The sequence below is a fragment of the Virgibacillus dakarensis genome (genome assembly GCF_900155625.1).
Taxonomy (GTDB): Bacteria; Bacillota; Bacilli; order Bacillales; family Amphibacillaceae; genus Lentibacillus_C; species Lentibacillus_C populi.
Genome location: NZ_LT732554.1, coordinates 2,222,086 through 2,236,083 on the forward strand (window position 1 = coordinate 2,222,086; position 13,998 = coordinate 2,236,083).

Annotated in this window: 14 protein-coding genes; 13 read left to right on the top strand and 1 reads right to left on the bottom strand. The window is 41.3% G+C overall.

Translation table 11 applies throughout. The features are described from left to right. Window positions 1-44 precede the first annotated feature (44 nt). From pxpB to CZ382_RS20165, 13 genes are all read left to right on the top strand, one after another. On the top strand, window positions 45-761 hold the full coding sequence (gene pxpB / locus CZ382_RS20105) for a 5-oxoprolinase subunit PxpB (RefSeq protein WP_088052917.1): 717 nt from the start codon (window positions 45-47) through the stop codon (window positions 759-761). Window positions 762-873: 112 nt separating this feature from the next. Next, window positions 874-1,638, top strand: a complete 765-nt coding sequence (locus CZ382_RS20110; protein WP_088052918.1) for a LamB/YcsF family protein — start codon at window positions 874-876, stop codon at window positions 1,636-1,638. A 270-nt stretch (window positions 1,639-1,908) separates the two neighbouring features. Continuing rightward, window positions 1,909-2,862 (top strand): 5-oxoprolinase subunit C family protein, encoded by a 954-nt coding sequence (locus tag CZ382_RS20115; RefSeq protein ID WP_088052919.1) that lies wholly within the window; start codon window positions 1,909-1,911, stop codon window positions 2,860-2,862. Beyond that, a complete protein-coding gene (locus CZ382_RS20120; protein WP_088052920.1) occupies window positions 2,859-3,425 on the top strand; it encodes a nucleotidyltransferase family protein in 567 nt (188 codons plus the stop codon). Before CZ382_RS20115 ends, CZ382_RS20120 begins: the two co-directional genes overlap by 4 nt. 89 nt (window positions 3,426-3,514) lie before the next feature. Further along, window positions 3,515-4,318, top strand: coding sequence for an MFS transporter (locus tag CZ382_RS20125; RefSeq protein WP_235000481.1), 804 nt, complete (start codon window positions 3,515-3,517; stop codon window positions 4,316-4,318). Between the two features lie 79 nt (window positions 4,319-4,397). Continuing rightward, window positions 4,398-5,807 (top strand): ISLre2 family transposase, encoded by a 1,410-nt coding sequence (locus CZ382_RS20130; RefSeq protein WP_088049371.1) that lies wholly within the window; start codon window positions 4,398-4,400, stop codon window positions 5,805-5,807. Window positions 5,808-5,978: 171 nt separating this feature from the next. Continuing rightward, entirely contained in the window at window positions 5,979-6,428 is a 450-nt protein-coding gene (locus CZ382_RS20135) for an MFS transporter (RefSeq protein WP_268811351.1), read from the top strand. Beyond that, window positions 6,412-7,152 (top strand): Cof-type HAD-IIB family hydrolase, encoded by a 741-nt coding sequence (locus CZ382_RS20140; protein ID WP_088052923.1) that lies wholly within the window; start codon window positions 6,412-6,414, stop codon window positions 7,150-7,152. Before CZ382_RS20135 ends, CZ382_RS20140 begins: the two co-directional genes overlap by 17 nt. A gap of 190 nt (window positions 7,153-7,342) precedes the next feature. Beyond that, a complete protein-coding gene (locus CZ382_RS20145) occupies window positions 7,343-7,525 on the top strand; it encodes a cold-shock protein (RefSeq protein ID WP_088052924.1) in 183 nt (60 codons plus the stop codon). A gap of 342 nt (window positions 7,526-7,867) precedes the next feature. Next, window positions 7,868-9,391 (top strand): aldehyde dehydrogenase, encoded by a 1,524-nt coding sequence (gene adh, locus CZ382_RS20150; RefSeq protein WP_088052925.1) that lies wholly within the window; start codon window positions 7,868-7,870, stop codon window positions 9,389-9,391. Window positions 9,392-9,497: 106 nt separating this feature from the next. Further along, a complete protein-coding gene (locus tag CZ382_RS20155) occupies window positions 9,498-9,851 on the top strand; it encodes a DUF779 domain-containing protein (protein ID WP_088052926.1) in 354 nt (117 codons plus the stop codon). A 214-nt stretch (window positions 9,852-10,065) separates the two neighbouring features. Beyond that, the gene (locus tag CZ382_RS20160; RefSeq protein ID WP_088052927.1) at window positions 10,066-11,100 is read left to right on the top strand and encodes a hypothetical protein; all 1,035 of its coding nucleotides are present in this window, start codon (window positions 10,066-10,068) and stop codon (window positions 11,098-11,100) included. Between the two features lie 165 nt (window positions 11,101-11,265). Further along, window positions 11,266-11,703, top strand: coding sequence for an IDEAL domain-containing protein (locus CZ382_RS20165; RefSeq protein WP_235000482.1), 438 nt, complete (start codon window positions 11,266-11,268; stop codon window positions 11,701-11,703). A 181-nt stretch (window positions 11,704-11,884) separates the two neighbouring features. On the opposite strand, the gene CZ382_RS20170 is transcribed toward CZ382_RS20165, so the two are convergent. Then, on the bottom strand, window positions 11,885-13,912 hold the full coding sequence (locus CZ382_RS20170) for a penicillin-binding transpeptidase domain-containing protein (RefSeq protein ID WP_088052929.1): 2,028 nt from the start codon (window positions 13,910-13,912) through the stop codon (window positions 11,885-11,887). Window positions 13,913-13,998 lie beyond the last annotated feature (86 nt).

The window sequence follows — 13,998 nt, forward strand, 5'->3', positions numbered from 1 at the left end:
CTACAATTCTAACTAGATATTCGTATTTTCTGGAGGCAGCTCATATGGATTTTTCAATAAAACCTGTCGGTGACCATGCAGTAAAAATACAATTTAATGAAGCCGTTTCACCGCAATTAAACAGGATAATAAAAATGTTTTGCGAGGATCTGGAATACGCTGCGATCGATGGTATAGAAGAGTGGGTACCCGCTTTTGACTCGGTGACGATTTATTACGAACCAAGTCGATTAGTATACAAAGAAATTTGCAAAAAACTGCGTCATGTCGTGCCGGATGATGGTGAGGATGCGATAGTGAATCCCAGGCATGTATATGTACCAGTTTTATATGGCGGGGAGCATGGTCCGGATTTAAAGCGGGTGGCTGAGTATAATCGGTTAACGGAAAAAGAGGTCATTGTCCGTCACCAACAGCCCGATTATTTTATCTACATGCTGGGATTCTTACCGGGTTTTCCATATCTTGGCGGGATGAGTGAAACAATCGCCACACCGCGTTTGCCTGAACCGCGTAAATTGATAAATGCCGGTGCAGTCGGTATCGCTCACGAGCAAACGGGAATCTACCCGGTTGCATCACCCGGCGGCTGGAATATCATTGGACAAACACCGCTTAAACTGTTTGATCCGAATAATGATGATCATGCTTTTTTATTTCGGGCTGGTGATGTTGTACATTTTTATGAAATTACCGAGTACGGGTTTTCAGAGATCAAAGAACAGGTGGCAGATGGTACCTTTAACGTGAAGCTAAAATGATGGGATGATGAGCAGGGTCTTGGAATACAAGATATTTCGCCTGCTGTTTATCTCTAAATTGGCAAATGACATGATCAGTTATAAAAAAATACGCTCGAAAGGACGGATAGACATGGGAAGGCGAATTGATTTGAACTGTGACATGGGTGAAAGCTTTGGTACTTATACAATTGGTGCCGATGCTGACCTGATGCAGCATATTACATCCGCAAACATAGCCTGTGGCGCGCATGCGGGCGATCCAGATGTGATGGATAGGACAGTAAGACTAGCAAAAAAACACGGTGTTGCAATAGGTGCCCATCCGGGATTTCCGGATTTGGCGGGGTTCGGCCGCCGGATGATCGATTTTTCCCCTGAAGAAATCTATCGCACCGTTGTCTATCAAGTAGGCGGACTGCAAGCTTTTTGCAACGTACATCAAGTGAAAATGCAACACGTTAAGCCGCACGGAGCATTGTACAATCTCGCAGCCCGGGATAGGGCAACAGCAGACGCAATCGCCCAGGCTGTCTACAATGTCGACTCATCACTGATTGTTTATGGATTAGCGGGAAGCGAACTGCTAACCGCTGGAAGGGAACGTGGATTGCGTGTCGGATCAGAAGTGTTTGCCGACCGAACCTATCAACCGGATGGCTCCCTGACCCCACGGAAAGAGTCTGGTGCATTGATTGAGCATGTGACAACAGCCATTCAACAAGTCGAGCAGATGGTAAAAAGTGGTGTTGCCAAGGCAGTTGATGGTACACTTATCGAAATCGAAGCGGATACGGTATGTGTCCATGGTGATGGTACACATGCGGTTAAATTTGCCAAGGAATTGCGGAAAGCGCTGGATGCTGGGGGAATTAGTGTAAGGGCAATTGGGAGTTAGTTGATTTGAATGAGCGGCACGATAGAAAAATACATGACCCTCGATCGAAAAAGAAAGTTTCTCGATCAAAAACTGGCGCCCCACGGTTGAAAAAGAGAGTTCCATGATCGAAAACAGACATTTTCTAATCAAAACATGTGGTGATTCTCATATGACAATCATCAAAACACGGAAGAAAAATCCTCAATTATAGAAGGCAGCCACCCAAACTCGGTGAGCAACAAATCGGTTTGATTGAAACACTTTTTAAATGGTAAACGAGGTGAAACGATGGCAAGCCAAAAAATTTTACACGTACATAAACCAGGAATACTAACTACATTTCAGGATATGGGACGTACCGGACATCAACGTTTTGGGGTTCCGGTATCTGGTGCCATGGACACATTTGCACTGCAAATTGCCAACATTCTTGTAGGGAATAAACGTGACGAAGCCTGCCTGGAAGTTACCTTAATCGGACCGGAGCTGGAAGCGTATCAGCCGGTAACGTTGGTAATTACCGGAGCAGATATCCAGCCCGCCGTTAATGGTAAACGTATCCGAATGTGGAGGTCGTTTCATATGGAGAAGGGGGACCGTTTGACATTTGGCAAGCCTCAATCAGGAGTTCGGGCATATATTGCGGTTGCAGGTGGCTTCGATGTACCGGCTGTATTTGGAAGCAAATCAACCGATCTTAATAGTGGGTTTGGGAAAATAATTGAAAAAGGCGAAATAATCTATGGTCATCATACCGAATGTTGTAAGGGGTTTGGGTATTCAAGTCAATCTGTTCCTATTTATGAGAAGTCGATTGAAGTAGCAGTTATTGAAGGGCCACACACAGAACAGTTTTCAAAACAAGACCGCCAGCAATTTTTTCAGTTAAGCTTTACGGTCGGAGCGAATTCCAATCGAATGGGCTACCGATTGCAAGCTGACAATGATGCCATCACAACGGCTGGTGAGATCTGGTCGGATGCTATTCCTTTCGGCGGTATTCAGATCCCGCCGAATGGCCAACCGATTATTTTACTGGCTGATCGGCAAACAACAGGAGGTTATCCAAGAATTGGAACGGTAATTTCCAGTGATCTGCCCAAAATTGCCCAGCTGCCACCACAAGGCAAAATACGCTTTTATCCCATATCGGTTGAAGAGGCACAGCAACGAGCGATCAGGATGGAATCCATATTATTTTGCCTGGAAAAATTCCGTGCTGGATTAGAGGTGGAAAAATGATGATTCAGACGAAACAAGACATCATTCAAATCATAAAAAAGGATGCTTGGATGATGGAAGCTTTATATACAGCAAAATCATTACAGTTACCCGATTGGTGGATTTGTGCGGGATTTGTTCGTGCAAAAGTTTGGGATGTGCTGCATGATTATTCGGAAAGAACGCCAATACAGGATATCGATGTGATCTATTTTGATACGGAAAATTTTGTTGAGCAAGAAGAAAAGCGATTGGAAAGGATTTTGCAAACAGCTAATGGTCACTATCCATGGTCTGTAAAAAATGAGGCACGGATGCATATTTGCAATGGAATCGAGCCGTATGTATCCTCAGAAGATGCAATCGCCAAATTCCCAGAGACTGCGACATCACTTGGCGTGAAGCTTAATGAACATGACAATATCATTTTAACAGCTCCGCACGGGATAGATGATTGTGTGCAGATGAGAGTAAAACCCACACCGTATTTTCTGGACAATCCAGAACTTTTGACAATTTACCATACCCGGTTGACAGAAAAAAACTGGTCAGCTGTTTGGCCGAAATTAACGTTTAAACGATAAAAAAACATCAAAAATTCATCCATCATTCCAATTGCTTAGTTACTCGAAATAGATTAGAATAGTCTAATCGAGTATGTTAAGAAGGTGAGATGAAGACTGTGCCTAGGTTCATTTGGGTGCTGGTGATAGCAACAACGATTAATGTTACAGGGGCTTCATTTTTGTGGCCGTTGAATACCATTTATATGCATAATGAGCTCGGCAGGAGTTTAGCTTTTGCGGGGTTTATTTTGATGTTTAATCAAGGTGCAACGATTGCGGGAAATTTAATTGGTGGAGTGTTGTTTGATAAATTTAGTGCGTATCGGACAATTCTTTATGGAACGGGACTTGCAATGGGGGCAGCAATTATTCTATCGTTTAACCATAACATATTGCCATATTCCATTTTGCTTATTTTAATTGGTTTTGGAACCGGTATTACCTGGCCGGTGATGTTTGCGATGGCTGGATCCATATGGCCTGAAGGTGGCCGGCGAGCGTTTAATGCCATCTACGTCGCACAAAATTTGGGTGTTGCACTGGGAGCGACAGTAGGCGGTTACGTCGCCAGCATTTCCTTTAATTATATTTTTATCGCGAACGCATTATTGTTTGTGGTTTTCTTCCTAATTGTACTCGTTGCTTTCAAAGGAATAGATAATGAACGCGATCGGCAAATGAATACAACGGTTATCGAGCAGAGTGGGAAAATCAGGAACAAATCTTCCTTTATGGCGCTAATTATTTTATGTGTCGGATTTTTTACAGCCTGGATTGCCTATAGTCAGTGGCAGTCAACGATTGCCTCCCACACGCAGGATGTCGGTATACCGCTTGATCGATACAGTTCATTGTGGGCGATTAATGGTATGTGTAAAATTATACTCGGTAGTAATTGCGGTACTTTTTGATAGCCAAAAAAGAGAAGGCGCTCTATCATTAAAATGTATGCTTTGCACGGCATAATACATTTTAGAAAGAGGCCTTCTCATGGATCATATTATATCAAAGCTGTATGAATTAATAAAGAATACAACGAATCTGGTGGAGTTTGAAGAAAGAGCTCAAATTTTAATGTATAACTTCTTTTCCTCTTTGATGGGGCGCATGTTCAGTGAATTAAATCAAGTCATTGTAGCACAAAGACGTGCAGATGACTGGAAAGTGGAAACCACAGATTCAAGAAGTGTACAATTTATGTTTGGGACGGTTACCTTTGATCATACGTTGATGAGGGATAAAAAAGGAAAGGCAGTCTATCCATTGGATGAGTGGATTGGTCTGCGGGATAGGCAACGATACAGTCCATTGGTGGAACTGAAAGTAGCCGAAATGGCGAGTGAAAGTACTTACCGGCAAGTGGCCCGTACTCTCAAGGAATGGACACCTGTAAGCTTAAGTCACCAAACGGTAGGAAATATGGTAAAGACTGTGGGTAAAGCCCAGGCAGAGATGGATCAAGAGATGGTGAAAGAGTTGGATGAAGCAGCGTCCCTGCCAGAAGGAAAAAAGGTTGATTTCTTTTATGCGGAGGCAGATGGTGTTTTTGTCCGCGGACTCCAAAAAAAACAGAGTATGGAAGTGCACCATGCGATCATGTATGAAGGATGGGAGAAAAACGGGAAACGTGTATCCCTTAAGGAACCGACAGTAATTATGACAACGCAATCTACAGATGCATTTTGGGATGAAACGCAGGCGATGGCATCCAGCCGATATACACTGGAAGACGCACAGGTTGTTACTAACAGTGACGGTGGCCCGGGTTATACAGTTGAAAGGTTTCAAGCTGCTTTTTCCCAATCGAATAAACCGATTTTAAACCAACTGGATGACTATCATATCTCACAAGGATTTAACCGTGCATTTGGCAGTGCAGGAAATGCCTATAAAGATGCAGGGAGAAAGGCACTGAAGGAACATGATTTAGAAGGATTCAAGCTTCAATTAGATACATACGAAAGCACATTGGAAGACGATAAGCAGATGGAGAAAATCAACGTCTTTCGCAGTTACATTCTCAACAATTGGGAACGCATTTACGACTGGCGGGATATTGTAACAGACAGCCCTAGAGATGCCAGGAAACTCGGTGCTATGGAATCCAACCAGCGGCATGTGTCTTTTCGTATGAAAAAGCGTGGAATGCATTGGAGTAATGATGGTGCGGAGGCAATGGTGAAAATCAAACAAGGCATGTTGAATAATACATTGCGTAACGCTTATCTGAAATGCAATGAACGGAGTACCAGGAAACAACGGGATGTAAAAAAAGCTGTCAGAGTGGCCCAATTATTACGTCAGCCAACACAACCATCTATTGGTGTAAAACAAGGTTCTGTCGCTTTATATGCGGCTCATTCAACAGCCATAGGTAACTTATTTAAAATATTACAATAAACCTCGTTTTTGATGGAACGGTCTTTGGTTTTTAAGACCGTTCTGTCAAAAATGAGGCCAGCAAGCGACAGCGCGGTAGCCGAACAAGGTGTACAAAATGGGAGCGCCTGAAATATTGGTATGAAAGCAACGTCGAGAAAAACTTGACACATACCGATTAATGGTTTTCTTATCGTTCTTGGTCAACCTCTGGTAAAATGGGTTACAGGTAAATTTAGATCGCAAAAAATACACATTTATCTCGGTAATGCCATACTATTCACTTCCTTTTTAATTGCCATGTTCGCAGAGGAATTTACGATGTTCGCGGTTGCGATGGTTATTTTAACAGTCGGAGAAATGCTAATGTGGCCGGCGGTTCCTACTATTGCAAGTGAACTAGCACCAAAAGGGAGAGCAGGATTTTACCAGGGATTTGTTAACAGTGTCAGTGCAGCCGGACGAATGATTGGACCGGTTTTTGGCGGCTTAATTGTCGATTTATATAATATACAGCTGTTATTTTTTGTTTTATTATTTTTGCTGTTGATTCCGTTTTTTACCACCTTTTTTTACGACAGTGGGATTCAAAAACTACATAAATTGGATAGGGAGCGTACGTATAATGGAAAAGAAGCATGAGATTAAATTAGTAGCATTAGATATGGATGGTACGTTATTAACAAGTGAACAGGAAGTTTCGAAACGTACACGGGAAGCAATTGCACAGGCACTTGCGAACGATGTACATGTTGTATTAAGTACGGGGCGCTGGATCAGTTCCTGTCGTCCGTTTGCTGAATCACTAAATCTGACGTCGTATTTGGTGACGGTAAATGGTGGAGAAATTTGGACCTTTGATAAAGAATTGAAGGAGCGGCATTTAATTGATACGAAATTAATGGAAATGATGTGGGAGTTAGGGGCAGAAAATGACATGACCAGTTGGATGGTTTCAACCGATGATATCTGGTATGACGCTCGCCCAGCTAACTTTAATGATCATGAATGGCTTAAAATCGGCTTTGATTCACATGATAAGGAAAAACTTGATGACCTTGTGAAGAAGCTATCGTATCACAAAGAATTAGAATTAAGTAACTCAACTCCAACCAATATTGAAGTCAATCCGATTGGTGTAAATAAAGCTACTGCATTGAGATCGGTTTGTGAATGGATTGGTACTACCATGAATAATGTAATGGCAGTTGGCGATAGTTTAAACGATATTAAAATGATTCAACAGGGCGGGATCGGTATTGCGATGGGAAACGCCCAGGATGCAGTGAAAAAAGCTGCCGATTTTGTAACCGATACGAACAATCAAGACGGCGTAGCAAAGGCGATTGAGCGATTTGTGTTGTAAAGACATGGCGGTTTTCCATTTAGGCAGGGAAAACCGCCTTATGTATGAAATAGTAAGAATTGGTCAATCCTTATAAGAGAGACGTTAACCAGACAAATTCACAAATGTTTGCAGTGATAAGCTGTCTGCCCTTTCTTTGTGTATGGGAAAGGAGTATAATATAAGTAGTACCATGAAAGGGGTTGCTATCATGTCTTTTTCACGTGGGCCTAAAGAGCCGCTTCCAGAAGTGGAGACGAAGGTCTGGTCATGTACAAGTGAGGACTGTCAAGGATGGATGCGCGAATCTTATAGCTTTGACGAAGAACCAAAATGTCCGCTTTGTAAATCATCAATGGAGCAGGAAGTTCGGATGCTTCCGGAATTGAAGTAATTTTAAATATTAATGGGCTGAAGCAATTCTTTTTAAAAATGAATCAGTAGGGATAGGCACTTTTTTTATGTTCATATATTTTGTTAAGATGTCCGGTTTGGCATCTTTTTTATATAGACGAAAAAAGTATAGTTGCTTCAGCACTGGAAACAAGTCCTCGGATAAATGGGCTTGTTTCCTTTTTTGTTTCAAACATGGTAAATGAAGTTCATATACGGTTATTGAATTGTTGGAATAATTCCGAATCAACTGGTATAATTTGAAACAGAGGCTGTTGTCCGTTAGTGTTCACAGCTAATTTATTGCAAACGCTTACAATTTATAAGGGGAGGAATGTTTATCATGAGGTACGCAAATCCAAACACAGAAGGCGCTAAGGTATCATTCAAGGAACGGTACGATAATTTTATCGGCGGGGAGTATCGACCGCCTGCCAGTGGAAAATACTTTGAAAACGTCAGTCCCGTCACCGGAAAAGTATTTTGTGAGATTGCCAGATCGAATAAAGAAGATGTAGAAGCAGCGGTTGAGGCTGCACATGTTGCTAAAGATGCGTGGGGTAAAACATCGGTAGCAGAGCGGGCAAATATCCTCAATAAAATTGCCGATCGAATCGAGGAAAATATGGAAATGCTCGCGGTAGCGGAAACGTGGGACAACGGTAAGGCAGTACGAGAACCGCTTGCTGCTGACTTGCCACTAGCGGTAGATCATTTCCGCTATTTTGCCGGAGTAATTCGAGCGCAAGAAGGCGGCATCAGCCAAATTGACAATGATACAGTAGCTTATCACTTCCATGAGCCACTTGGTGTTGTCGGGCAAATTATACCATGGAACTTTCCACTCTTAATGGCGACATGGAAACTCGCACCGGCACTTGCTGCAGGAAACTGTGTTGTGCTGAAACCAGCCGAGCAAACACCAGCGTCCATTCATATTTTACTAGATGTGATAAAAGATTTACTGCCTGCAGGTGTCGTCAACATTGTTAATGGCTTCGGCCTTGAAGCCGGGAAACCGCTAGCAACGAACAGTCGCATCTCGAAAGTGGCCTTTACTGGTGAAACAACAACTGGACGATTAATTATGCAATACGCGTCTGAAAATATTATTCCAGTGACGCTTGAGCTTGGCGGGAAATCACCGAACATATTCTTTGCAGATGTGATGGATAAGGATGATGGATTTCTTGATAAAGCGGTTGAAGGATTCGTCATGTTTGCGCTCAATCAGGGTGAGGTTTGCACATGTCCATCGCGCGCACTTGTGCATGAATCAATTTATAATCAATTCATTGAGCGGGCGGTTGAACGGGTAAACCAAATTAAAATCGGTCACCCACTTGATACGGAAACCATGATGGGGGCACAGGCATCGGAAGAACAAATGGAAAAAATTAAATCGTATTTGGATATTGGAAAACAGGAAGGCGCAGAAGTTGTTGTTGGCGGTGAAGTGAATAAACTTGATGATGAAGATTTGGAAAATGGTTATTATATTCAGCCAACCATTTTCAAGGGTAACAACAAAATGCGCATTTTCCAGGAAGAAATCTTTGGACCAGTTTTATCGGTAACGACTTTCAAAGATAAGGAAGAAGCAATGGCGATCGCAAATGATACATTATACGGATTAGGAGCAGGTGTATGGACCCGTGATATTAATACAGCATACCGTTTTGGGCGTGGAATTGAAGCGGGACGTGTATGGACTAACTGCTACCACCAATATCCAGCACATGCTGCATTCGGCGGCTATAAAAAATCTGGTATCGGCCGGGAAAATCATTTAATGATGCTTGATCACTATCAACAAACGAAAAACCTGTTAATAAGCTATAGTGAAGGTCCTGCTGGTTTATTTTAAAAAAATATGCGTACGGGGGGGAGGCGGGTGATTCGTGGAATTACCCGCCCTATACAAAATAGATAGGTTCCACCTAAAAATTTTGCTTATAGAAGGGGTGTGAAAAATGGTTGAACGTGTGACGGTTACCGATGAAGCTTTGGAATTAATTAATACATTAAAAAAGATTCATGGCCCGCTAATGTTTCATCAATCAGGCGGATGCTGTGACGGGAGCTCGCCGATGTGTTATCCGCGTGATGAATTTATAGTCGGGGAAGCGGATGTGTTGCTCGGGAAAATAGGAGACACACCATTTTACATGTCCAAGGATCAATACGAATACTGGAAACATACTCAGCTGATCATCGATGCAGTAGATGGACGCGGCGGAATGTTTTCATTGGAAGGTCCTGAGGGTAAGCGGTTTTTGACGAGATCGCGGGTGTTTACGGAGGAGGAACGGGCGGAATTGGCGTAAGGAGTAAAGAAGTCATGTGGATAGTATTATCTGCATGGCTTTTTTGTGGTGAGAAGGAATTTAATATGTTGCTTGTTATTGAATTACGATTGATAATGATAGTATCATAATTAAGTGGTATGTTACTAAAATGTACTCCAAGGTTCACAATTTTTTACCCTTGCATAAGTTAATAAAGGAGAATTAAATATACAAAAAAAGGGTGTGTTGTCCTTTGTCGCAAAAAACTTATTATTATGTTCACGGACATACAGCTTCCGGAAAGCAAGACTTTTCACAATCTAACATAAAGAATATTAAGAATGTATTTGTATTAACTCATCCCTCATTAAAAGTTAAGACAGCAGTAATAAGGAAATTTGTTAATTTTTATGAGGGTCAATTAAATCTGGAAATTATAAAAAGTGTCCATGGAAATGATTACTTAGATGGTTTGATTGTTCGTAATAAATCAGTTGCTTTATTTACTGAATCCACCCCGGAATTTGAAGATATGTTAAACGTAAATCTGGGAAATTTTTTTGATATAAAGAACACCGATTATGAGGTTTTAGATAAAGAGAAATTGGCCATTGAAAATGCGTATAATGATTTTTCTGCGGGATTAAAAATACATGATGATTTAGAAGAGATTTATATCAGCCAAATGGACTTCGCCCGTGCCGATGAACTTACAAAAGAATTTATTGAAAAACTTCTATATTCCCAACCAATATCGGAAACAAAAGGTCATACGTATCACCGTCTCTTTGGCACAAACACTTCAGATGGTGTTGTAAATGTAGTGCCGGAAATCATTCAGGGTGTAAATAATGTATATTTCATCAAAGGCCGCGCCGGTACTGGAAAATCAACTTTCATGAAAAAGATTGCAAATGCCTGCACTGAGCACGGTCTTGATATTGAATTGTATCATTGCAGCTTTGATCCAAACAGCATTGACATGGTACTGGTACGAGATCTTGATTTTTGCATTTTTGACAGCACTGATCCCCATGAATTTTTCCCGAAAAAAGACGGGGATTGTATAATTGACCTGTACGAAGAGTTAGTCACTCCCGGAACAGACGAAAAATATGCAGATAAAATAAGTGAATTGAATAATCGTTATAAAAGCTACATGAAAAAAGGAATTGAAAATTTAAAGAAAGCTGGACAATACCGTGATCAAATCGAGGAAAAGTATGCATTGCCGGGTGAAAATGAGTTTAATAAGGTCGTGGAAAATATTATTAATCAAATTAGTTAAAAACCTGTCAAAAATCCAGCCGATTCAAAAAATATTGGCTGGCTTTTGCTGATTCCATTTTAATTTATAGTCGTTTCCCATAATTTACCCTTGAATTTTTCAAAATAATTGTGTAAAATTAATTAACTGAATATTACAAGCATAAATAAGATTGGGAGGAGGATTATGATGGTTACCGTTAAGATGTTGAAGCCGTATTATATTAAAGCCGATGATGAGTATGTTCGTGTTATCCTGGCATATCAGTATTTCACAGTGTTAATTCATGATCAGTTGTACCATTTTGTCCCGGTTAAAGCAAAGGAAATCCGGATTAACCGGAGAACACAGGAGGTAGATAACATCGATGCCAGTTTTGCTTTCCAAAAAGGCAAGGACATCATTCACATTCCCATGACAAAGCTTGTATCCCTTCCTGATTTCATGAATGAGCTGAGAAAAATTATTCAGCCATACTATATTAATGATATAAGCAGTACCGCTAAAAATGAAATCGCTGTCATTATTGATGAGCTAGAACGACAAAACTTAAAGCGATTAATTGATCAAGCATTGGACGAACGTAATGAAGAAGCGTTTCATTCGTTGGTCAAAAAATTGTAATAAAGAACGAGGCATTTCTACTAGACTTTGGTATAATTGTAATATACAGAGTTGGGTACCAATCCGATTCCAGAGGATTGGTACCCGCCAAAACATCAACTCGCCCAGCAAACCTCTATCCAAATCGAAAACCTCAATAAAAGCTCTCAGAATAATCAGCTATCCTGAGAGCTTATTTCATCTATTTATGAAAATCCTTCAATATATTGGTAACCTTCTTAACGGCGTAACTGCTCCCGCCTTTATCCTCGGTATGCTCAATCATCATGGCAATCATTATATCCTGTTCCTCGGTTGGATATGCGACAAACCAACCGTTTTCCTGACCGGACTTATCATCTGCCGTCTTTTTAAGTTCAGCGGTTCCGGTTTTACCGGAGATGGCAAAATCAGCGTTTTTTGCACCCTTTGCGGTTCCTTTTGGTGAATCTACAACTTTACGCAGAGCATCCTTAATGACGTTTGTCTGATCACTTGTAACAAGTCCTTCCTTCCATGTTTGGCCGGTTTTCTCATCACCCAGTAATACAGGTTTCAGCATCTTTCCGTCGTTTAAAAAGGATGTATAAGCCATGGCGAGATGTAACGGGCTCATTTGAATTTGCCCTTGCCCATAGCTGGAATCTGCTAGTTGTACTTCATCGGCAAATTTTCCGTTTTCAGAAATAGTTGATGTTTCGATTGGGTATTCAAAAGGAACATCTTCACCGAAACCAAATTGCTTCAACCCCTTGGCAAAAGCCTCAGCACCCATGTCAACGGCTTTCATGGCAAAATAAATATTATCAGAGCGAACCAGTGCATCCGTGAGATCAACTGGGCCGTCTGAACTGGAGACACGATGTACCTTATAATCACCCCATCCTTTACCATTACTCCAGTCTAAACCATTGATTTCAATCCCTTTATCAGGATCAATGCTGCCATTGTTTAAACCAGCAGCCGCTGTAATAGGCTTCATAACCGATCCTGGTGCGAAGGTTGCGGAAAAACGGTTAATCATTGGCTTTTGCGGATCATCCTGCAATTTTTCCAATTCGCTTTGGCTGACACCGTAAAGCATTTTATTTGGATTAAATGCAGGGCTGCTGACAAGTGCCAACGTTTCTCCGGTTTTCGGGTTAACAGCAGCTGTTGTCCCTGCTTCTCCATCATAGGAGGAATAAATCTTTTCTTGAAGATCAACATCAATGGTCGTTTGAATATTTTCCCCATCTTTTACGGGTTTTTCGGCAAGTACTACATCATCCTCGCCCTCTTTGGAGACCGTGATTGTAACGCCTTGTTCCCCTTTCAATTGGTCTTCGTATAGCTGTTCAAGTCCGCGTTTACCGATCATGTCATTTGCCGTATATTCACCGGGTTCCTGTTTTTCCAGTTCCTCAGCGGTAATTTTCCCGACATATCCTACTAAATGTGCAGCAGCTTCCCCGGCAGGATATACACGTCCGGTAACTTCACGCTCTGTGACTGGATCAAGCTCCCACAGTTGATTAAGAACCGCTTCCTTCGTTTTTGGAACTTTCTTTAGTGGTACAAATAGATTTGGTTCGACCCAGTCGGCGTTTAAAGCGGCATCAATTCCATCAACCGACATGTCTAATAATCCAGCGATTTTCTTTTTCATGGCCTCTGGATTGTCACCTAGTTTCTCAGGAATAATGCCAATTTCGTAAACAATATCGTTGATTGCTAACGGCATCTTGTTCCGATCAAGGATTTCACCGCGCTTCGGTACTTCAGTCTGGATTCCGATTTCACCGCCGTCTTTAATTTCTGGAAAAATAAATCCCGGATCCCATTGTACAAACCAATTTTCCTTGTCATCTTCTCCTTCTTTTACAAGTGTCGCTTTATAATCAAACGAAATAGGGCCGGCAATCGTGTTCATTTTTACCGTTATCGGGAAAGTCGCCTTACCTTTATCCATGGCACTTTCCAGTTTTTCTTCACCCAACTTCTTAAAGGAAACCTTTAAATCTGATATACCAAGATCTTTGTATATTTTCTTATATCGATCAACAAATTGCTCCGTTGAGTGTTTCTCAGCTGATTTGGCCGAAAGCATGTCGTGCATCTCATTGAATTTTTGATCATTCCATTGTTTTACATATGTAGCGAAACGATCCTGTGGCTTTACCTCATCATTTGCGCAAGCAGCAAGAAATACGAAAAACAAAATAGATAAGATCATCGTTATTTTTTTCATATAGACCCCCTCAATCAATACAAACTCTTTATTTATCATACCATTTTCTGTTTTACAGCACATCCTTAAAAATTGGAAAATCCGGG

Excerpts from the sequence above, each read along its gene's own strand:
- pxpB (WP_088052917.1), top strand. The coding sequence starts at position 45 with ATGGATTTTTCAATAAAACCTGTCGGTGACCATGCAGTAAAAATACAA.
- CZ382_RS20110 (WP_088052918.1), top strand. The coding sequence starts at position 874 with ATGGGAAGGCGAATTGATTTGAACTGTGACATGGGTGAAAGCTTTGGT.
- CZ382_RS20115 (WP_088052919.1), top strand. The coding sequence starts at position 1,909 with ATGGCAAGCCAAAAAATTTTACACGTACATAAACCAGGAATACTAACT.
- CZ382_RS20120 (WP_088052920.1), top strand. The coding sequence starts at position 2,859 with ATGATGATTCAGACGAAACAAGACATCATTCAAATCATAAAAAAGGAT.
- CZ382_RS20125 (WP_235000481.1), top strand. The coding sequence starts at position 3,515 with ATGAAGACTGTGCCTAGGTTCATTTGGGTGCTGGTGATAGCAACAACG.
- CZ382_RS20130 (WP_088049371.1), top strand. The coding sequence starts at position 4,398 with ATGGATCATATTATATCAAAGCTGTATGAATTAATAAAGAATACAACG.
- CZ382_RS20140 (WP_088052923.1), top strand. The coding sequence starts at position 6,412 with ATGGAAAAGAAGCATGAGATTAAATTAGTAGCATTAGATATGGATGGT.
- CZ382_RS20145 (WP_088052924.1), top strand. The coding sequence starts at position 7,343 with ATGTCTTTTTCACGTGGGCCTAAAGAGCCGCTTCCAGAAGTGGAGACG.
- adh (WP_088052925.1), top strand. The coding sequence starts at position 7,868 with ATGAGGTACGCAAATCCAAACACAGAAGGCGCTAAGGTATCATTCAAG.
- CZ382_RS20155 (WP_088052926.1), top strand. The coding sequence starts at position 9,498 with ATGGTTGAACGTGTGACGGTTACCGATGAAGCTTTGGAATTAATTAAT.
- CZ382_RS20165 (WP_235000482.1), top strand. The coding sequence starts at position 11,266 with ATGATGGTTACCGTTAAGATGTTGAAGCCGTATTATATTAAAGCCGAT.
- CZ382_RS20170 (WP_088052929.1), bottom strand. The coding sequence starts at position 13,912 with ATGAAAAAAATAACGATGATCTTATCTATTTTGTTTTTCGTATTTCTT.